The 19,606-nt window shown below is 62.0% G+C and carries 12 protein-coding genes and 7 pseudogenes; 11 read left to right on the forward strand and 8 right to left on the reverse strand.

From position 1 onward, the window contains the following. Position 1 precedes the first annotated feature (1 nt). The 4 genes from N6H05_RS26330 to N6H05_RS26345 are packed head-to-tail and all read right to left on the reverse strand — an operon-like array spanning position 2 to position 6,227. Positions 2 to 910 (reverse strand): NAD(P)H-dependent flavin oxidoreductase, encoded by a 909-nt coding sequence (locus N6H05_RS26330; RefSeq protein ID WP_025290593.1) that lies wholly within the window; start codon positions 908 to 910, stop codon positions 2 to 4. Beyond that, positions 907 to 2,697, reverse strand: coding sequence for an acyl-CoA dehydrogenase C-terminal domain-containing protein (locus N6H05_RS26335; RefSeq protein ID WP_025290592.1), 1,791 nt, complete (start codon positions 2,695 to 2,697; stop codon positions 907 to 909). The genes N6H05_RS26330 and N6H05_RS26335 overlap by 4 nt, the downstream gene beginning before the upstream one ends. A gap of 45 nt (positions 2,698 to 2,742) precedes the next feature. Then, positions 2,743 to 5,094 (reverse strand): 3-hydroxyacyl-CoA dehydrogenase/enoyl-CoA hydratase family protein, encoded by a 2,352-nt coding sequence (locus N6H05_RS26340; RefSeq protein WP_025290591.1) that lies wholly within the window; start codon positions 5,092 to 5,094, stop codon positions 2,743 to 2,745. After that, positions 5,091 to 6,227: a thiolase family protein gene (locus N6H05_RS26345; protein WP_004206969.1), complete on the reverse strand. Its 1,137-nt coding sequence runs from the start codon at positions 6,225 to 6,227 to the stop codon at positions 5,091 to 5,093. Before N6H05_RS26345 ends, N6H05_RS26340 begins: the two co-directional genes overlap by 4 nt. Before the next feature lie 282 nt (positions 6,228 to 6,509). On the opposite strand from N6H05_RS26345, the gene N6H05_RS26350 reads away from it, so the two are divergent. From N6H05_RS26350 to N6H05_RS26370, 5 genes are all read left to right on the forward strand, one after another. Beyond that, positions 6,510 to 7,154 carry a DUF3422 family protein gene (locus N6H05_RS26350; protein WP_099233883.1) on the forward strand — a complete coding sequence of 215 codons (645 nt, stop codon included), beginning with the start codon at positions 6,510 to 6,512 and terminating at the stop codon, positions 7,152 to 7,154. A 211-nt stretch (positions 7,155 to 7,365) separates the two neighbouring features. Further along, a complete protein-coding gene (locus N6H05_RS26355; protein WP_026109759.1) occupies positions 7,366 to 7,770 on the forward strand; it encodes a DUF2147 domain-containing protein in 405 nt (134 codons plus the stop codon). 32 nt (positions 7,771 to 7,802) lie between these two features. After that, positions 7,803 to 9,110, forward strand: a complete 1,308-nt coding sequence (locus tag N6H05_RS26360; RefSeq protein ID WP_036526777.1) for an OmpP1/FadL family transporter — start codon at positions 7,803 to 7,805, stop codon at positions 9,108 to 9,110. Between the two features lie 14 nt (positions 9,111 to 9,124). After that, positions 9,125 to 10,786, forward strand: coding sequence for a long-chain-fatty-acid--CoA ligase (locus N6H05_RS26365; RefSeq protein ID WP_284114337.1), 1,662 nt, complete (start codon positions 9,125 to 9,127; stop codon positions 10,784 to 10,786). An 81-nt stretch (positions 10,787 to 10,867) separates the two neighbouring features. After that, positions 10,868 to 11,338: a MerR family transcriptional regulator gene (locus N6H05_RS26370; RefSeq protein WP_017503287.1), complete on the forward strand. Its 471-nt coding sequence runs from the start codon at positions 10,868 to 10,870 to the stop codon at positions 11,336 to 11,338. 59 nt (positions 11,339 to 11,397) lie between these two features. Here the strand turns inward: N6H05_RS26370 and N6H05_RS26375 are convergent. After that, positions 11,398 to 11,724, reverse strand: a pseudogene (locus tag N6H05_RS26375) (recombinase family protein); the annotation flags it as partial. 16 nt (positions 11,725 to 11,740) lie between these two features. Continuing rightward, positions 11,741 to 12,088: pseudogene (locus N6H05_RS26380) on the reverse strand (integrase core domain-containing protein); the annotation flags it as partial. Positions 12,089 to 12,241: 153 nt separating this feature from the next. Here N6H05_RS26380 and N6H05_RS26385 point away from each other — a divergent pair. Further along, positions 12,242 to 13,538, forward strand: a pseudogene (locus tag N6H05_RS26385) (IS110 family RNA-guided transposase). Between the two features lie 210 nt (positions 13,539 to 13,748). Here N6H05_RS26385 and N6H05_RS26390 read toward each other — a convergent pair. Continuing rightward, a pseudogene (locus tag N6H05_RS26390) lies at positions 13,749 to 14,231 on the reverse strand (DDE-type integrase/transposase/recombinase); the annotation flags it as partial. On the opposite strand from N6H05_RS26390, the pseudogene N6H05_RS26395 reads away from it, so the two are divergent. Then, positions 14,216 to 14,761 (forward strand): annotated as a pseudogene (locus tag N6H05_RS26395) (DDE-type integrase/transposase/recombinase); the annotation flags it as partial. The pseudogenes N6H05_RS26390 and N6H05_RS26395 overlap by 16 nt on opposite strands. A gap of 210 nt (positions 14,762 to 14,971) precedes the next feature. Here N6H05_RS26395 and N6H05_RS26400 read toward each other — a convergent pair. Next, positions 14,972 to 16,268, reverse strand: a pseudogene (locus N6H05_RS26400) (IS110 family RNA-guided transposase). A 153-nt stretch (positions 16,269 to 16,421) separates the two neighbouring features. On the opposite strand from N6H05_RS26400, the pseudogene N6H05_RS26405 reads away from it, so the two are divergent. The 4 genes and pseudogenes from N6H05_RS26405 to N6H05_RS26420 all read left to right on the forward strand — a co-directional run. Beyond that, a pseudogene (locus N6H05_RS26405) lies at positions 16,422 to 16,739 on the forward strand (integrase core domain-containing protein); the annotation flags it as partial. Between the two features lie 70 nt (positions 16,740 to 16,809). Beyond that, a complete protein-coding gene (locus tag N6H05_RS26410; protein ID WP_284114502.1) occupies positions 16,810 to 17,952 on the forward strand; it encodes a hypothetical protein in 1,143 nt (380 codons plus the stop codon). Positions 17,953 to 17,977: 25 nt separating this feature from the next. After that, on the forward strand, positions 17,978 to 18,625 hold the full coding sequence (locus tag N6H05_RS26415) for an HdeD family acid-resistance protein (protein WP_047100254.1): 648 nt from the start codon (positions 17,978 to 17,980) through the stop codon (positions 18,623 to 18,625). A gap of 208 nt (positions 18,626 to 18,833) precedes the next feature. Beyond that, positions 18,834 to 19,466, forward strand: coding sequence for a hypothetical protein (locus N6H05_RS26420; RefSeq protein ID WP_047867146.1), 633 nt, complete (start codon positions 18,834 to 18,836; stop codon positions 19,464 to 19,466). The last annotated feature ends 140 nt before the right edge of the window (positions 19,467 to 19,606 follow it).

Genomic DNA, 19,606 nt, shown 5'->3' on the forward strand with positions numbered 1-19,606 from the left:
CCTACTCTGATTGTAATGCCGCCTGATATTCGGCAATGAGTCTCTCACAGATGGATCGGGCCGGTTGGACGGCAGTGGTAGCGCCGACACCGTGGCCTGCCGACCAGATCGTCTTCCAGGCCTTGGCCTCCTCCGAAACCGAAAGCGCGCCATGTGGCTCAGGGAGAGTCGCGGCTTCCAGCGAGGGCCGGAGAAAATTGGCCCCGACGCCGGTGACCCGGTCCGTATAGACGATATCCGCTGGTCCGGCCCCGATCACCATGTCTTTCTGTGCCGGCGAGGCGAGACTCTCTTCCGACGCGATGAAGTGGGATCCGATATAGGCAAGATCGGCCCCCATCATCTGCGCGGCCGCGATCTGGTGGCCGCGCGTGATGGCGCCGGAAAGCGCCAGCGGCCCCTGGAAGAAGCGCCGTATCTCGTCAACCAGTGCGAACGGGCTCATCGTGCCGGCATGTCCCCCCGCGCCGGCAGCGACCGCGATCAGACCGTCGACGCCAGCTTCGAGCGCCTTTTCCGCATGACGCACGTTCGTCACGTCGTGAAAGACCAGCCCGCCATAGCCCTGAACCACCTGGACAAGATCCGCGACGGCGCCGAGCGAGGTGATGACCAATGGCACATGGTGCCGAACGATCAGTTCCAGATCGGCGTCGAGCCTCGGATTGCTCTTATGGACGATGAGGTTGACGCCGAAGGGCGCCGCTCCCGGCATGGGAGCCAGCCGCTCCTCGATTTCATCCAGCCATTCACCGAAACCTTCGCTGGTCCGCTGATTGAGCGCCGGGAACGTGCCAAGCAGTCCCGCCTCGCAGCAACTGACGACAAGGTCCGGTCCCGACACAAGGAACATCGGCGCAACGATGGCTGGAATGGCCAGCCGCTTTTCGAGGCTTGCCGGAAGCGTCAAAACACGTCGTCTTCCAGCGCCATCAGCGACTTCTTGCCCGCCTTGATCGCCAGGAAGCTGGCCGTCGCCTGCGGCAGGATGCGCTCGAAGAAGAACGTCGCCGTCTTGATCTTGGCATCGTAGAAGCGCTTGTCCTCGCTGCCGAAGAAGAGCTGCAAGCCTGCAATCTTGGTCGCCTTGGCAAAGCAATAGCCCATGGCCACCAGGCCCATCAGACGCAGATAGTCCGCCGACGCCGCGCCCGCCTCTTCGGGATCCTTGAGTGCCCGCTGCGCGACCGTGGCCGTCGAAAGCTGCAGCGCCCCGAACGCCTTGGCGAGCGCCTCGACCATCGGCTTCATCGGTCCGTCGACGTTGTTTTCCTCGATGAAAGCCGACACCGGATGGAAGAAGCTGCGCAGATAGCGGCCCATATGGGCGCCGAGCTTGCGGCCGACGAGATCGAGCGCCTGAACGCCGTTCGTCCCCTCATAGATCATGGTGATCCGGGCATCACGGGCATATTGCTCGACGCCGCTTTCGCGGATGTAGCCGTGGCCGCCATAGCATTGGACAGCGAGGTTCGCACTGTCGAACGCAAGGTCGGTGAAGAGCGCTTTGACGACGGGGGTCATGAGCGCGATGAAGTCACTCGCACGCTGGCGCACTTCGGGTTCGGGAGAATGTTTTTCCGCGTCCAGCGCGCGCGAGACCCAGGCCGAGAGCGCCCGGCACCCCTCATTATAGGCCCGCATCGTCATCAACATGCGGCGAACATCGGGATGGACGATGATCGGATCGGCAGCCTGTTCGGGATATTTGGGGCCCGAGAGCGCCCGGCCCTGAATACGGTCCTTCGCATACCAGGCCGCCGCCTGATACGCGGCTTCACCGACACCGAGGCCCTGAATGCCGACAGAGACGCGCTCAGTGTTCATCATCGTGAACATGGCGGCCATGCCCTTGCCCGGCTCGCCGACCAGCCAACCGGTCGAATCGTCGAAGTTCATCTGGCAGGTCGCCGACGCCTTGAGACCCATCTTGTGCTCGATCGCGGCGCAGGCGACGCCGTTCGATTGACCGGGAGTGCCGTCCTCCTTGGGAAGATATTTGGGAACGAGGAACAGGCTGATGCCCTTTACGCCCTTGGGGGCGTCGGGCAGGCGGGCGAGCACGAGATGGATGATATTCTCGGTCAGGTCATGCTCACCGGCGGAGATGAAGATCTTGGAGCCGGTGACCTTGTAGCTGCCATCGCCCTGCGGGACCGCGCGGCTGCGCAGGAGCCCGAGATCGGTACCGCAATGAGGCTCTGTCAGGCACATCGTGCCGGACCATTGACCGCTTACCATCTTGGGCAGGTAGGCCTGCTTGAGCGCGTCGCTCCCATGGCCCTCGATCGCAGTGGTCGCACCATGGGTGAGGCCCGGATAGAGGCCGAAGGAAAGGTTGGACGAGCAGATCATCTCTTCGACCAGCTTGTTGACCGCTTCCGGCAGCCCTTGCCCACCCCATTCTGGATCGGATGCGAGCGCGGTCCAGCCACCTTCGGCGAATTGCTTATAGGCTTGCGCGAACCCCGCCGGCGTCCGCACAACGCCGTTTTCCAGATGGCATCCTTCCTCGTCGCCCGACCGATTGATCGGCAAGAGCACGTCGCGACAGAAGCGCGCCGCCTCCTCGAGGATGGCATCGGTCAGATCCGGCGTGAACTCCGCCAGCGCGGGAATGTCCCCGAAGCCGTCATCGGCATGGAGTTCGTTGAGCACGAAGCGCATATCGCGCAACGGGGCGTCATAGACTTGCATATTTATATCTCCTGACCAGTCGGCCCTCGGGCCGCCGGCCGCCAATCAGTTACGCAGCGGCTTGCCGGTGACGAGCATCTGCTCGACGCGCGCCTGGGTCCGCGGGTCGCGCACCAGTTGCATGAAGGCCTTGCGCTCGAGCGCCAGCAGATCCTCTTCGGTCACGATGTCGATCAGATCCTTCTCGCCGCCCGTCAGGACGTCGGCGAGCGCGCCGGACACGACACCATCGTAGGAGGTTGCGAGGCCACGGGCCTGGAAGCCTTCGACAGCCATCGAAAGAGCGGACTTGCCTCCCGCGCCAGGCAAGCGGAATTCCGGAGCCACGGGCGGTTTGTAACCGTCCGCCAGTTCCAGTGCCTTCGCCTTGGCATCCGCCAGCAGGCGGTCGCGGTTCATCGTGATGCCGTCCGACGGACGCAGGAAGCCATGCTCCTTCGCCTCGGCGGCCGACTTTGCCACAGTGGCCGTCGATACCGTCTCGAACACCTTGGCAACGGCCGGCATCGGCCCCTTGGGCATGCCGGGACTGGAGCGCCAGCGATCGATCATTTCACCGCATCCGCCCCAGCCAGGGATCAGGCCCACGCCGCACTCGACCAGACCCACATAGCTTTCGGCATGGGCCTGCACGGCATCACTGTTGAGCAGGATCTCGCAACCACCGCCCAACGCCATGCCGGCCGGCGCGCTCACGACCGGGAACGGCGCATATTTGAGCGCCTTGTAGGCCTGCTGCCCGCCCGCGACGAGCTTTTCGATCTCGCCCCATGCCGCGATGTTCAGCGCGAACAGGGCAAGGCCGAGATTGGCGCCGGCAGAGAAATTGCTGCCCTCATTATAGACGACGAGCGCCTTGAACTTGTCCTGCACGACCGGGATCGCCTGACCGATCAGCTTCATCACATCGCCGTCGAGCGCGTTCATCTTGCCGGTGAACTCAAGGCAGGCAACGCCGTCGCCGACATCCCAGAGTGCCGCCGAGCCATTTTTGAGGATCGGCTGGCTATGAAGCTTGATGTCTTCCAGCAGCAGCACGCCCTCGGGCCGCACGACATCATGATAGTCGCCGGCGGCATCGAGATATTGCCGACGGCCGTCCTGCACCCGGTAGAATGGCCGATCTCCGGCTACCTTGAGGATCGCGGGAACATCCCGCCCCTCGGCCGCCAGCCGTTCGGCGAGCTTGCCCGGCCCGAGGCGATCGATCAGTTCGAACGGCCCGAACTTCCAGTTGTAGCCGAGCTTCATCGCGTCATCGATGCCGACGATGTTGTCCGCAGCTTCACCGACCAGACTCGCGGCATAGGAAAGAACCTTGCCGAGAATTTCCCAGGCATAGGCCCCGACCTTGCCGGGCGCAGCAACCAATGCTGCCAGGTCCTTCTCGGCCCGGCCCGGCAAGGAAGCCGGCTTCACCGATACGCGATATTCGCCGGTCGCGAGATCGAGCGCTTTCTTGGTCTTCGTCGCCTTGTCGAACGCGTAGAAACCGCCCTTGCCCTTCCGCCCGGTAAAGCCTTCCGCGATCATCCTGTCGACGAGCGGCATCGGCCTCACCGTGTCGAAATAGGCGTCACCTGCCGGCAGCGTCGAGGACAGGCTCTTCGTGAGCAGCGGCATGAGGTCGACGCCAACGAGATCGACAAGGCCGAAAATGCCGGTCTTGGGCACGCCCATCGGCTTTCCGCCGATCTGGTCGGCTTCCTCCACCGTCAGCCCCTGGTCCATCGCGGCATTGATCGCGACGGCCAGCCAGTAGGTACCGATGCGATTGGCGATGAAGCCCGGCGTGTCCCGCGCCGGCACGATGCGCTTGCCGAGCTTTCGATCGACGAAATCCGAGACGCGCCTCGCCACAGCCGTATCAGTGTCGGGGCCGGTCACGATTTCGATGAGCCGCATGTAGCGCGGCGGATTGAAGAAATGGGTGATCAGGAAGTCCTGTTTGAACTGATCGTCCCGCCCCTCGACCAGATGGCCAAGCGGAATCGTCGAGGTATTGGACGATACCGCCGTGCCCGGACGCTTGAGCTGCTCGAGCTTGGCGTAGAGCGCCTGCTTGATGTCGAGCCGTTCGACGATCGCCTCGACGATCCAGTCGCATTCGGCCACCCGCTCGAGATGGTCGTCGATATTGCCCGTTTCAACGAGCTTCGCCGCAGCCTTCGACATGAAGGGCGCCGGATCGGTCTTCAGCATCTTCGCGACCGCACCCTTCGCCACGGCGTCACGATCGCCGCCCTCCTTGGGCACGATATCGAGCAGCAGCACCGGCACGCCGGCATTGGCGACCTGCGCTGCGATGCCGGCGCCCATGACGCCTGCGCCGATCACGCAGACCTTTTTGATGGTTTCCGGCGGGGCGCCGACTGGCTTGATGGCCTGCTCGCTCATTCCGCCGCCTCCAGCACGGTGGCGATGCCCTGACCGCCGCCGATGCACTGGGTGGCAAGCGCATAGCTGCCGCCTTCGCGCTTCAGCAGAGCCGCGGCCTTGCCCACGATCCGCGCACCGGTCGCCCCCAGAGGGTGGCCTATCGCGATGGCGCCGCCGTCCAGATTGACCTTCGACTGGTCAAGCCCCAGGTCGCTGATGCAGGCCAGTGACTGGCTCGCAAAGGCTTCGTTGAGCTCGACAACGTCAAGCTGGTCCACACTGAGCCCCGCCCGCTGCAGCGCCTTGCGCGAGGCCTCGACCGGTCCGATGCCCATGATCTCCGGCTGGCAGCCAGAGACAGCAACCGACTTGATGCGGGCAAGGATCGGCAGTCCATGCGCGCGCGCATAATCCTCGCTCGTGACCAGGATTGCGCTTGCGCCATCGGTCAGCGGCGAGGACGTTCCCGCCGTTACCGTGCCGTCCTGGCTGAAGGCCGGCTTCAGCCCGGCGAGGGTTTCCGTCGTCGTGCCGGCACGCGGCGTGCCATCCTTGTCGACCACGCCCGCCTTGGTCGTGATCGGCACGATCTCGGCCTCGAGCTTGCCGGCCGCGATAGCCGCGGCCGCCTTGTCCTGACTGGCGACCGCAAAGGCTTCCTGCTGGGCACGGGTGATCTGATATTTGGTCGCGACATTCTCCGCCGTGTCGCCCATGCCCATATAGGCGGCGCTCTTCTTCGCGAGCTCGGGGTTCGGCAGCGGATTGAACCCCATCATCGGCACGCGGCTCATCGACTCCACGCCCGCGCAGATGAAGGCCTCGCCGGCGCCAAGCTGAATCTGGCCCGCAGCGATGTGGACCGAGCTCATCGACGATCCGCAGAAGCGATTAACGGTCATGCCGCCGACAGAGAGCGGCAGGTCGGCGAGAAGACCGATAAGGCGCGCGATGTTGAAGCCCTGCTCGCCTTCAGGAAAAGCGCAGCCCAGCACGATATCCTCGATATCTTCGGCCTTCACGCCGGTCTGCTGAATCAGTCCGCGAATGACCTGAGCGGCCAGATCGTCAGGGCGGACGCGCGCCAGCGCGCCCTTGCCTGCCAGGTGAAAGGGGGACCGGGCATAGCCCGCAACAACCACATTACGCATCGATGATAGCCTCTCCAGGGAATCGGACATCTGATTACCTAATGGTGCGTGAAATGACGTTTACGTCAACTAAAATCTTTGGCACCCTTCTCACGCCGTCGAGGGAATCGTCATGCACCGGTTCCCGGGAGGCTTGATATCGGAGGTCTTGGCCGAGGAACGTACGGATGCTCGCCAGTGAAAAACCGCGCACTCTCATCCCGGCGATGATGCTCGCGCCCGTCTTATCGACGGCTGCGCCTCTCCCCAAGCGCCACTGCACCTGTTTTCGAAGGCGCACACATGCGATTTTCTGAGCATCCCCTCCGGCGTCAGATCGTCGGCGAAATGCATCTGCGCCGTTTTCCTGCACTCGAATTGCCCGCCATGGCATTTCAGACGGTTCGCCTGGTCGATGAGAATGACCGGGAGAAGGAATGGCTGATCCTGGAGCAGCGATGTGCCTCTGGACTCGATCGCAACCTGCGCCACCTGGAAACGGAGTGGTCCGCCAACGGGCGGCTGGCCTGGGAAAGGCACAGTGAAGCGGTCACCACGACGCTAACGTCAACCTCGGTCAGCGCGGACGCGCAGTTCTGGTCTGCTCCCAACGTCGGCCCCTTCAGTGATACCTTGCAGTGGATGGAAACGCTGCCGGGCCTGGTCATCCGCGCAACCCACATCGTCGTTGTGGCGAACGATAGCTACGCCGAGCCGGTTGTCGATCGGGCCGACTTCCATCCGGGCCATCTCGTCTCCTGCATCATCGGGGATAGCGTCCGGATCTGGAGCGACTTTCGCATTCACGCCGGCGGCTACGGGCGCCTGGTCGTTGCCGCGAACGGGGCGGCTGACGGCGAAGTGTCGCGTTCCATCCAGCGCATTCAGGAACTGGGCAATTATCGCAATCTTTCCTTTCTTGAAGGCACGCACAGATCAATAGCTTGACGGCGTCACACACGAACACGCCCGAACCCTGACGACGGGGCCAGCAGCGCCTGACCCCTCCAATTCGCACACAACCTAATAGGCATTTTGATGACGCATTGAGCTATTGACTTACCTATACGTCATCTAGATGGTTATGGGACGCTGATTTGCCGCATATTGGCTCCAGACGTGAAACAGACGGTCGCCTGAAGGCGCGCGGAGAGGAACAATGTCGATCATTCTGACACTACTGGCTTCGAGCACTGCATTGCCCGCCGACACCGTTGTCGGTCGCTGGCAAACCGAGAGCCGTCATGGCGTCGTGGAAATCACCCGCTGCGGGCAATCGATCTGCGGTGCCTTGATCAGTTCCGACGGGATCAAAGCCAACCCCGAACTACGTGACGAAAAGAACAAGACCGCTGCGTTGCGCGGTCGTCCGCTTCGTGGATTGCAGATTCTGCAGGGTTTTACGTGGAAGTCGGGCAGTTGGTCGGGTGGTTCCATCTACAACGCTGAGGATGGCGGTACATACAGCGCGACGGTCACGTTAGCCGATCGGGATCATTTGCGCCTCAAGGGCTGCATCGTCTGGCCCCTGTGCAAGACGCAGACATGGACGCGCCTCCGATAAGCACGAGGAATTTGACAATCACGAAAGGGGAGATGGGCGTGGCAGGCAAAAATTGGAAAGTTGGGATCGCAACATCGGCCGTGGCGGCTGGATTGCTCGCGCCGCAAGCCGCGAGCGCGCAGGCCTTTTACCTTCAGGAACAATCGTCCAGAGGTGCCGGACGAGCCTTTTCGGGCGAGGTCGCCGACCAGGGCGTACAGTCCCTCTGGTGGAATCCGGCTGCGATCGCAGGCATGGAAGGAGTCGATGCCCACCAGGCCGTAAGCGTAATCCTTCCCAAAGGGTCGGTTGACAATGTCAACACGCTCATTGTCCGTCCCGGGCAGTCGGCTGCGGCTGTAGGCGGGAGCCAACGCTCTCGTGATCCGATCAATAATGGCGTACTACCCTCCGGCGCGATAGCCGTCGGCCTGACATCACGGCTCGCTTTGGGGCTGACCGTCGCCTCCCCTTATAGCTTCACAACCAATTATGATGCCGACAGCTGGGCACGGTATAGCGCCGACAAGACCAAGCTGCGAACATACGACATCCAGCCATCGATCGCCTACCTCGTTACGCCAAATCTCAGCATCGGCGCCGCGCTTAATATCGAATATGCCGACGCATCATTGTCCAACTATCTGCCGAACCTATCGCCTCTTCTCGCCGACGGCCACCAGGAGCTGAAAGGCAATGGTTGGGATCTTGGCTGGTCGGCCGGGCTGCAATATCGCGCCGGCCCCATGCAACTGGGCGCCAGCTACAAGTCGAGCGTGAAGCATAATCTCGACGGTTCGGTGACGACGACCGGTCTTCTTGGTCCGCTCGCCGGGCAAAACAGCGTAGTGAATGCAAACGCCACGTTCGAGACCCCCTGGCAGGCGATCTTCGGAGCGCGCGTGGCGGTGTCGCCCAAGGTCACCCTCAACGGTCAGGTGACCCGCATGGGTTGGTCGAAATTCGACGCTATCCGGCTCGGCGCGCCGCTCAACGTTTCAATCCCGGAAAATTACCGGGACACTTGGAGCTTCGCAGGCGGCATCGATTACGCGGTCACACCAGCCTGGACCGTTCGTGCCGGCGTTCAACACGCCCAGACCCCGACGCGCAACGGCAATCGGGACGCTCGAGTGCCTGACAGCAACCGTTGGAATTTCGCTGCCGGCACAAGCTATGCCGTGTCTTCCCGGTTCACGCTCGATGCGGGCGCAGCGTATATTACGTTCAAGGATACGACTATTGATCGCACGACAGCGGCCTATGCCGGCACGGCCGTGCAGACGCCGATCCTGATGGACGGCAAGCTCGAGGACGCGCACGCCGTCGTGCTGTCGCTCGGCGGACGTTTCCACTTCTGATGCTGGAGATCGCCATGCCCCAGCCCGCCATCAGCGCCTTCCCGTCGATACCGGAACCGGCAATTCCGCCACGGCTCCTGACCGACCTCCTCGACAATGCGTTGAACCTTTATCCCGAACGCGTCGCCATCGACTTTCTCGGGCGAACCTGGACTTATGCGCAGGTGGGGCAACTCGTTCGTCGTGCAGCACGTGGATTGCAGGATCAGGGGCTGCGCAAGGGCGATCGGTTCGGCCTGTGCCTGCCGAACTGCCCCTATTTCGTGATATTGTACTTCGCCGCGCTGCGCGTGGGTGCGATCGTGGTCAACTTCAACCCGCTCTACACGGAGCGCGAACTGGAGCATCAGATCCGGGACTCGGGAACGCGCATGATGGCGGTACCGGACGTCCGGATAATCCACGAGAAAGTGCAAGCCGTCGCGCCACGTGCCGGGCTGGACAAGATCGTGTTGTGCGGCATGAGGGATATGCTGCCCTGGCTGCAAGGCCTGGGCTTTGCGCTATTCAAGCGAAAAGACCACGCGCGGATACTCGACGAAGGCCTTCATGTCCGGCTCAAGGCGCTTCTCGCCCATGATGCCGAACCTGACGCGGTAGAACGTCACCCTGATGATGTCGCGGTCCTTCAATATACCGGAGGCACAACCGGCGTGCCCAAGGGCGCAATGCTGACCCACGCCAACCTCACGGCGAACAGCGCCCAGATGGTGGTGCATGTGGGAGGACTTCGCCCGCAGCAGGAGAGAACTCTCGGCGTCCTGCCCATGTTTCACGTCTTCGCACTCACGACGGTGCTCAACTTCTCAGTCGAAATCGGCGCCGAAATCGTCCTGCTGCCACGGTTTGAGATGAAGCAGGTTCTCAGGACGATGAAGCGCAAGCCGCCGACACAGTTCTTCGGCGTGCCTACGATCTATGTTGCCCTGAACGCGCTTCCGGACGACGAGATACCCGATCTCTCGGCCGTGCGCGCCTGTATATCCGGCGGCGCACCGCTCCCGCTCGAGGTACGCGAGGAGTTCGAGGCACGCACGCGTGCCAGGGTCGTGGAAGGATATGGGCTCTCCGAAACCGCCCCGATCATCGCCTGCAACCCGTTGTTTGGGACGGTGAAGGACAATAGCTGCGGCCCAAGTTTCCCCGGCACCATCATCGAGATCCGAGATCCGGAGAATCCCTCGCGGGTTCTTCCCCAGGGAGAACGCGGAGAAGTGTGCGCCCGCGGCCCTCAGGTGATGAAGGGCTATTGGCAGCGCCCTGCAGAAACCAGTGCTGTCTTCGTCGATGGCGCGCTACGAACCGGCGATATCGGCTATTTTGATGAGGATGGCTATCTCTTCCTCGTCGACCGCATCAAGGACATCATCTTCTGTGGCGGATATAATGTATATCCCCGGATCATCGAGGATGCGGCCTACCAGCACCCGGCGGTAAAGGAGGCGATCGCAATCGCGATTCCTGACGCCTACAGAGGTCAATCTCCCAAGTTGTTCATCGCGCTGCACGAGGGATCGAACCTGACCGTCGATGAACTCAAGGTCTTTTTGCAGGATCGCCTCAGCAAGATCGAGATGCCCAAGGCCTTCGCATTCCGGGACAGCCTGCCCAAGACGTTGATCGGCAAACTTTCGAAGAAGGATTTGATCGAGGAGGAGAACAAAAAGCTCGCCTGAGCCTCTATCCCCTGTCAAGCTACGAGGCTTATGCGCTTGAGTGGTAGGGTAGCCGTGATTGGAGGACAGGGAGTGGATGGCATGGGGAACTCGCTCCACCTCGCCGAGGACGATGAAACGCTTAAGGACGCGGATCGCGACAACCCCACGCACAAGGGGAGAACCCGCGCAAAGGATGCGGATTTACAAGTGTACGGCATCCAGGATGTCGCTCAGGAACTCGGACTGACACTTCGCACGCTACGCTTCTACGAAAAGGAGGGGCTTATCGCCCCTCAACGGGTAGGCAGTACCCGGGCATATTCCAGGCGTGAGATCGGACGCATACAGCTGATTTTGCGCGGCAAACGCCTTGGCTTCTCCATCAAGGAAATCAAGGAGTTTCTCGATCTCTACGATGCCGATCCCGAGCATAAGGAGCAAATGGAGCGATTGATTGCCCGCATCCGGGAAAGGTTGGTCGACTTGAAGACGCAGCGCTCTGCGCTCGACCTGACAATCGACGAGCTTACAACCATCGAAGTGGAAGCGATGGCAAAGTTGCAGCGATAATTTGGTCATCCCATTCTCTAACCGAGCGGTAACGCTTGATCGCGGCGCCCCCGATCCAATTAAGCCGTCAAGCGACGAGCGCCGCGCCGATCGCTAAGGCCGCCCCAGAACCGGCCCCGTCGTCGAGCTGCGACCAAGCCTGCCATCACCCGCTCACGCGTGAGCGCGCGTTCATATTGGGCGAGCGCGCCGAAGAGCGAAAACAGCAATTCACCATGGGGCGTGCTTGTGTCCATCTGCTCCGTTAGCGATCGGAAGGCCACACCTCGATTTTTCAGATCGGTTATGATCGCCAGAAGATTGGTCAATGATCGCCCGAGACGGTCGAGTTTCCAAACGACCAAGGTGTCGCCGGCCTTCAGGAATTCGAGGCAAGTGACCTGCCCCCCGGCGGTCCCTCGATCATAACGAGAGTCTTGCGGTTGAATATTCCGGTATGCTCGCCTGCACAAGCGCGCCGGGCGTGATGCTATCGTCCTGCACGAACGTCCGACGCGCTTGTGCAGGCGTTCGATTTCCCAACGATGAGTGGGGGCGAACATGGTTGTAGTCGTAGCGCCAGATGGCCAGCTTCCGGCGGGCGTCAGCCAAGCTGTCGAACAGCTCCTCGTTGAGCAGCTCATCGCGCAATGAGCCGTTGAAGCTCTCGATGAAGCCGTTCTGCTGGGGCTTACCGGGATCGATGTAATGCCACTCGACCTTGTTCTGGCTGGCCCATTGCAGGATCGCCCGGCTCGTAAATTCAGTGCCATAGCACATTGGGAAGCGGCCCCTCGAAGGGGCGCACTGCCTTGATGAAGGCAAGGGCGCGTAGCGCCCGCAGGCTTCATCAAGGCGGTCATGATCGGCCCGCAGGTCTCTAAAGTGAAGTTGTCGACTCAACCCTTTGGAGACAGACCGACCATGACCAAGCGTAGCTCTAATCCCACCGACGCCGTGCTGGTAGCCATCGATATGTCCAAACACCGCCAGGAGGTCCTGATCGAACGTCCAGAAGGCGGACCCCGACGTCGCATGACGGTGATGGCGACAAAGGCAGATTATGATCGCCTGGCCACGGATCTTAGCGACATCGGGCGTCCGATCATCGTCGGCTTCGAGGCTACTGGTAACTACCATCGCACGCTGGCGCATCGCCTGCTGTCCGCCGGCTTCGAGTTGCGCTTGATCTCGTCCGTTGCCTTGGCTCGAACGCGCGAGGCTCTGCACAATGGCTGGGACAAGAACGATTCCAAGGATGCGCAAGTGATCCTGCACATGCTGCGGATTGGCGCCACCCAGCGATACGTCGATCCGCTCGCCGCCGGGATCAACGACCTGCAGGAGATGTCGAAGACGCATGAAGCCATATCAAAGGCGAAGACCCAGGCCTGGCATAGGATCCTGACCCACTACCTGCCGCTGTATTTCCCGGAGATCGAGCGTTTCGCCGGCAACAGCCGGTCTGACTGGTTCCTGGCGCTGATCGAACGTTTCCCGACGCCGGGGAGCATCATCTCGATCGGCCGCGAAGCCTTCACTGAACAGGCCTGGCCGTTGATCGGTCGCAAGGTCTCCAAGGCCCGGGTAGTCAACGATATCTATGAGACCGCCTCTGCATCGATCGCGCTGCCGATTGACGAGGATTCCACTGCGATCACGATGTTCCGCATGGTCGTCGCTCAGGCTCGTACCCTGATCCAACAACGCAATGAGATTGAGCGGATCGCCCATGACGCGCTGGCCGCGAACCGCGATTATCAGCTTCTGCGGATGATCCCAGGCATCGGACCGATCAATGCCCTGACGATCCTTGCCGAGGCCGGTGATCTGCGCCGCTTCAGCCATCATCGCCAGTTTCTCAAGTTCTGTGGCCTCGACCTCGCTACCTGTCAGTCCGGTATGTTCCGCGGTCGGACCAAGCTGTCAAAGTATGGCAATGCCCGGTTGCGGCGTACATTCTGGATGGCGACGCAGGTCGCGATCCGCCAGCGCGACAACAGCTTCCGCGATAAGCTGGGGCGCTATGTCGCCGGGTATCCCAACGACCCCGATCGCCGTCGCAAGGCGATGACCGCGCTCACCGCCAAAATGGCGCGCGTTGCGCATGCCGTCATCAAGACGGGAACCGAGTACCGTCCGTTCGTCGAACGGGCGGACACCAGATGGAAGGACCCCTCTCTGTGCAGCCGTGAGGGCGCTACCGCGACCCTGTAGATAATGTTCGGGCCTTCCATCTGGCATCCGTATCTCATTTTAAGGACGGTGAGGACCACGACCCACGCGGCTGCTGGATCCTGTGTTTGCTATGGCCGAGAGCGCATTCCTTGACGATGGAAGCCATCTGGATCATAAAAATCATCAGCGCCGATTACACTCGGCGCAACGAGACCTGCTGGCCTTTGCCCGCTGCTGCTTCCCTACATAGGACGTTGTCGCTGACGATCAGCCCCGGCTTGCCGCGCCAGGCGATGATGTCGGTCAGCTCGCGCGCCACGCGGCGTCCCGAGATCGATGTGTCGGGGATCGCTGCAAGGCACTCCCGGGTCACGTCATCGACGATGTTGAGCACCCGGAACCGCCTGCCGCAGGCGAACTGGTCGTGGATGAAGTCCAGGCTCCAGCGGGCATTAGGCCGAGCCTCCACGAGGAGCGGTGCTCGTGTGCCAACGGCCCGGCGCCGGGCCCGACGCTTGCGCACGCCGAGCCCCTCTTCCCGATAGAGACGGTAGACGCGGTTGATGCCCGAAGGCTCGCCCTCCCGCCGCAACAGGATGTGCAGCCGGCGACAACCGAAACGGCGCCGCTCGTTGGCAAGCTCGCGCAAGCGGGCGCGCAGCTCCACCTCCGGCGGTCGCCGGGACTGAACGCTCTTGCGATCCGCTTCGATGACACGGCACGCCCGCCGCTCAGCGGAAGGCTGTTGAGAATGCTCGGCAGCTGTTCGGCATCAGCGAGCGTCGGGCATGTACCATCTTTGGCGTGGATAGGACGTCGGTGCGCTACGCGCCCCGGCGTAGTGATGATGGCGACCTGCGGTCGCGGTTACGGGAGATCGCGGCCGAGCGTCGGCGCTTTGGCTACCGTCGGCTTGGGATCATGCTGGCCCGCGAGGGGCTGGTCATGAACCACAAGAAGCTGCTGCGGCTGTACCGCGAGGAGAACCTGCGGGTCAGGCGCCGGCGTGGCCGCAAGCGAGCGATGGGCACCCGAGCGCCTATGACGCTGCCCCAGGGACCGAACCAGCGGTGGAGCCTCGACTTCGTCAGCGACACGCTGATCAGCGGCCGGCGCATCCGCATCCTGGCGGTGGTCGACGACTTCACGCGCGAGTGCCTGGCGCTGGTGGTCGACACCTCGCTGTCAGGTGCGCGGGTCGCCCGCGAGCTCGACGCCGTCATCGCTGTGCGCGGTGTGCCGCCGCTGATGATCGTCAGCGACAACGTCCTATGTAGGGAAGCAGCAGCGGGCAAAGGCCAGCAGGTCTCGTTGCGCCGAGTGTAATCGGCGCTGATGATTTTTATGATCCAGATGGCTTCCATCGTCAAGGAATGCGCTCTCGGCCATAGCAAACACAGGATCCAGCAGCCGCGTGGGTCGTGGTCCTCACCGTCCTTAAAATGAGATACGGATGCCAGATGGAAGGCCCGAACATTATCTACAGGGTCGCGGTAGCGCCCTCACGGCTGCACAGAGAGGGGTCCTTCCATCTGGTGTCCGCCCGTTCGACGAACGGACGGTACTCGGTTCCCGTCTTGATGACGGCATGCGCAACGCGCGCCATTTTGGCGGTGAGCGCGGTCATCGCCTTGCGACGGCGATCGGGGTCGTTGGGATACCCGGCGACATAGCGCCCCAGCTTATCGCGGAAGCTGTTGTCGCGCTGGCGGATCGCGACCTGCGTCGCCATCCAGAATGTACGCCGCAACCGGGCATTGCCATACTTTGACAGCTTGGTCCGACCGCGGAACATACCGGACTGACAGGTAGCGAGGTCGAGGCCACAGAACTTGAGAAACTGGCGATGATGGCTGAAGCGGCGCAGATCACCGGCCTCGGCAAGGATCGTCAGGGCATTGATCGGTCCGATGCCTGGGATCATCCGCAGAAGCTGATAATCGCGGTTCGCGGCCAGCGCGTCATGGGCGATCCGCTCAATCTCATTGCGTTGTTGGATCAGGGTACGAGCCTGAGCGACGACCATGCGGAACATCGTGATCGCAGTGGAATCCTCGTCAATCGGCAGCGCGATCGATGCAGAGGCGGTCTCATAGATATCGTTGACTACCCGGGCCTTGGAGACCTTGCGACCGATCAACGGCCAGGCCTGTTCAGTGAAGGCTTCGCGGCCGATCGAGATGATGCTCCCCGGCGTCGGGAAACGTTCGATCAGCGCCAGGAACCAGTCAGACCGGCTGTTGCCGGCGAAACGCTCGATCTCCGGGAAATACAGCGGCAGGTAGTGGGTCAGGATCCTATGCCAGGCCTGGGTCTTCGCCTTTGATATGGCTTCATGCGTCTTCGACATCTCCTGCAGGTCGTTGATCCCGGCGGCGAGCGGATCGACGTATCGCTGGGTGGCGCCAATCCGCAGCATGTGCAGGATCACTTGCGCATCCTTGGAATCGTTCTTGTCCCAGCCATTGTGCAGAGCCTCGCGCGTTCGAGCCAAGGCAACGGACGAGATCAAGCGCAACTCGAAGCCGGCGGACAGCAGGCGATGCGCCAGCGTGCGATGGTAGTTACCAGTAGCCTCGAAGCCGACGATGATCGGACGCCCGATGTCGCTAAGATCCGTGGCCAGGCGATCATAATCTGCCTTTGTCGCCATCACCGTCATGCGACGTCGGGGTCCGCCTTCTGGACGTTCGATCAGGACCTCCTGGCGGTGTTTGGACATATCGATGGCTACCAGCACGGCGTCGGTGGGATTAGAGCTACGCTTGGTCATGGTCGGTCTGTCTCCAAAGGGTTGAGTCGACAACTTCACTTTAGAGACCTGCGGGCCGATCATGACCGCCTTGATGAAGCCTGCGGGCGCTACGCGCCCTTGCCTTCATCAAGGCAGTGCGCCCCTTCGAGGGGCCGCTTCCCAATGTGCTACGGCACCGAGCTGACCAGCCTGGCGATCCTGAGATGGACGCAGGAGCGACCTGTCGAGTGGCACTACATCGCGCCGGGCAAGCCGCAGCAGAACGGCTACGTCGAGAGCTTCAACGGTCGTCTGCGCGACGAATGCCTCAACGAGACGCTGTTCGTGTCGCTCGGCCACGCCCGCTCGGTGCTGCGGCTCTGGCGAGACGACTACAACCATGTGCGCCCGCATAGCGGTGTTGGCGGGCTGACGCCCGCCGATGCTGCCAGGCGGGTTGCGCAACCCCGCCCCGAGGGGCACCATAACAACCCCGGACTCCAGTTATGACTGGTAGAGCTTTGGGGAGCATGTCACACTCAACTTAATTTCGGATCAGACTCTAAAGAAAATGACGAAAATGAAGATACGAACCGCATTGCGCAATCTGGACAAGCATGGCCAGCAGCGCGCGCCGGAGGTGATTGCAGAAGAGGGCCGGCAACTTGAAAACCATCTTAAGCGGTTTCGTTCTGAGTTGGTCCGGCTTGAGGTCGTCGCCTCGCAGACGAAGGGCAAGACGCGAATCCAGGTCAGACTGCGGCTGCAACTGCCCTCAAGCGTGATCGCGGCGCAGGAAGAGGGGTTCGAGATCGAGCCTACCTTGCGCAAGGCCTTTGCCGACCTGCGCCACCGCGTCGACCGGCATGTGGCGCGCCTCAAGCACGAGTCGGAGTTCAAGCGTCCCGCCCGCCGGCGCCGGATTGGCGCCCCACTCCCGCCCGCGCGGGATGCGGCGGAGGCGGGGCGGCGCCAGCTTTTCTTCGGCCTGATCGAGGACCACCTCGATACGGTCTATGACGCGGTCCGGCGCGAATTGACCTATTTCGAATGCAGTGGATCGGTGCCCCAAGGATACCTGAGTGTTCGCGATCTCGTCGATGCGACGATCCTCAAGGGGCTCGAGCGGTTCGAGCGGCGGCCGATGCGGTTCTCGGTGGGCGACTGGCTCACCCAACTCGCCTTCGAGACCATCGGCGAAGAGGCCCGCGCCGCCCGCCGGGTTGTGCCGGAAAACGCCGCCTCGCTCGATGCCGCGCCCGAACAGCCGGCACAGGATCCGACTGAGACTGATCAGGAGCTGTTCGAATTTCACCAGCCTGACGAAGTGCTGCGGCTGGAGGATCTGGTCGGCGACGGCACGGCGACCGATCCCGAATCGGCCCTCGACCGCCACGAAACGGCGCTGTGCCTGCACCGCGCACTTTCCGCACTGCCCGCGGTCTGGCGACAGGTCCTCTATCGGACCTGCATCGAGGACGAGGCGGCGGCAGACACGGCGGCGCTTATCGGCATACGAGAGGACGAGGTGGCGACCATCGCCGCGGCCGCCCGCGGTTTCCTGCGCGCGAGGCTGCGCGAAGCGGGGCTGGCGGTCCCGATCGCAGAGGATGATTGCGTTGACTCCGAGATCGCCCGCGCAATGCGCCTGCCCCTGCCGATCGACGAGCGCCGCCGCGTGGCTGCCGCCCTGAGCGAAGGCTCCACCGGCACAACGGCCTGACGAAACCTGTAGGGGAGATGAGACGATGACGACAACCTCGGAAACTGCTTCGAACTCGATACAGGACATGCTGTTCACCCTTTCGCGCAACTGGTGGCTGTTCGGTCTGCGTGGGGTGCTGGCGCTGATGATTGCTGGGCTCGCTTTCCTGATGCCGGCCGAGTCGCTTCTGGCCCTGACGCTGGTGTTCGGCGCCTTCTCTTTTGCCGACGGAGTGTTCGGTCTGGTCGCCGGGATACGCAACATCCGCAAGGGCGAACGCTGGGGCTGGCTGATGTTCAGCGGCCTCCTGGGGATCGCCACGGGCGTGGTCGTGGTCGTCTCGCCCTTCGTCGCAACGCTGGTCCTCGCTACATTCCTCTGGGCCAGCATCGCGTTCTGGTCGGTGTTTTCCGGCGTCCTAGAAATCGCGGCGGCGATCCGCCTGCGCAAGGAAATCAAGGGAGAGGTCTGGCTCATCCTGAGCGGCCTCATCTCGGTCGTGCTGGGTATCATCGTGACCTGGATGCTGCTGACGCGCCCGCTCGAAAGCTTCCTTGCCCTCGGCTGGCTGCTCGGCTTCTACGCCGCCCTTTTCGGAGCAATGATGATCCTGCTGGGCCTGCGGCTGCAGCGCGCAAATCAGGCAGGGCACGACAAAACTCCCGGCGTCAACCTGGCGGCTGGCACATGACGCGCTTGGGGAAAGCCGGGCGGCCTGTCGGCGATGAAGACGATCTCACCCGTTGGGACGAGACGATCTTCGAACGCTGCTTAAGAACCGGCTTCAATCCCTTCGGCAGCGGACCGACACCGGTCTTTCTTCGACAGGCAGACCAAGGACAATGCTCCGGGAAGCCCAACGTTCGGCGGAACGACGGTTGCGACGGGACAATTCGTCAATGACTTACAGGTCGCGCGATCTTGCCTATCTAGTTGTCGCCGTCGTGTGCGGGATCGGTATCTACTTCATGTTCCGCACCATGTATATGGCGGAAGAGCCCCTGCCCTTCGCCCAGGAGATGACGCTGGTCTTTCTGGGTGGCGTCGTCACGATCGCACTGACGGCCGCTCTCCTCAATCGTCAGACAGAACTCGAACTTCGGAAAGAAGGAAGAGTGATCATCCTTCAGCAGCAATGTGCCATATACATGGCTTGCATAGAAAAGGTGGCGAAAATTGTCGAAAATATCAGACATGATGCCGTGCTGATCGATGATTTGAGGGTTCTAAATCATCAGCTTGCGGTAGTAGCCAGCGAAGAGGTTGTGGTCCGCTTTGAGGCTGTTCTCGACGCACTGTTGTCCGGCTTTGCGGATGGCGCGCTTTCCGGGGCTGACGGCGAGAAGGTGATGCAATCCGTCGCCGATCTAACGACGGCGATGCGATCTGATGTCCTCCAGAACACGGCATTGACTTCGACGAATGCGGCGAGCGCCATTCGCCAAAACTCGAGACGAATGGAGCAATTAGACGATCTCAGTTTCGAGGCGGAGGTTGCGACGAATAAGGAGAACAGCAATGCGCGCTCATAACCGTCCGCCCTTTCCGCCGAAAATTCCCAGGACTGATATGAGATCGTGGGAGGTTCCCACGGCGGTTATTGACGTGATGTCGTGGACGACCTCCGCACCAGCGTAGCTGTGCGATGATGTGGTCGTTGTAGGTCCACGTC

It is taken from the genome of Sphingobium sp. WTD-1 (genome assembly GCF_030128825.1).
In the GTDB taxonomy this organism is placed as follows: Bacteria; Pseudomonadota; Alphaproteobacteria; order Sphingomonadales; family Sphingomonadaceae; genus Sphingobium.

What these genes read in the sequence shown, in the direction of transcription:
- N6H05_RS26335 (WP_025290592.1), bottom strand. Translation starts at nt 2,697, where the DNA reads ATGCAAGTCTATGACGCCCCGTTGCGCGATATGCGCTTCGTGCTCAAC.
- N6H05_RS26340 (WP_025290591.1), bottom strand. Translation starts at nt 5,094, where the DNA reads ATGAGCGAGCAGGCCATCAAGCCAGTCGGCGCCCCGCCGGAAACCATC.
- N6H05_RS26345 (WP_004206969.1), bottom strand. Translation starts at nt 6,227, where the DNA reads ATGCGTAATGTGGTTGTTGCGGGCTATGCCCGGTCCCCCTTTCACCTG.
- N6H05_RS26350 (WP_099233883.1), top strand. Translation starts at nt 6,510, where the DNA reads ATGCGATTTTCTGAGCATCCCCTCCGGCGTCAGATCGTCGGCGAAATG.
- N6H05_RS26355 (WP_026109759.1), top strand. Translation starts at nt 7,366, where the DNA reads ATGTCGATCATTCTGACACTACTGGCTTCGAGCACTGCATTGCCCGCC.
- N6H05_RS26360 (WP_036526777.1), top strand. Translation starts at nt 7,803, where the DNA reads ATGGGCGTGGCAGGCAAAAATTGGAAAGTTGGGATCGCAACATCGGCC.
- N6H05_RS26365 (WP_284114337.1), top strand. Translation starts at nt 9,125, where the DNA reads ATGCCCCAGCCCGCCATCAGCGCCTTCCCGTCGATACCGGAACCGGCA.
- N6H05_RS26370 (WP_017503287.1), top strand. Translation starts at nt 10,868, where the DNA reads ATGGGGAACTCGCTCCACCTCGCCGAGGACGATGAAACGCTTAAGGAC.
- N6H05_RS26410 (WP_284114502.1), top strand. Translation starts at nt 16,810, where the DNA reads ATGAAGATACGAACCGCATTGCGCAATCTGGACAAGCATGGCCAGCAG.
- N6H05_RS26415 (WP_047100254.1), top strand. Translation starts at nt 17,978, where the DNA reads ATGACGACAACCTCGGAAACTGCTTCGAACTCGATACAGGACATGCTG.
- N6H05_RS26420 (WP_047867146.1), top strand. Translation starts at nt 18,834, where the DNA reads ATGACTTACAGGTCGCGCGATCTTGCCTATCTAGTTGTCGCCGTCGTG.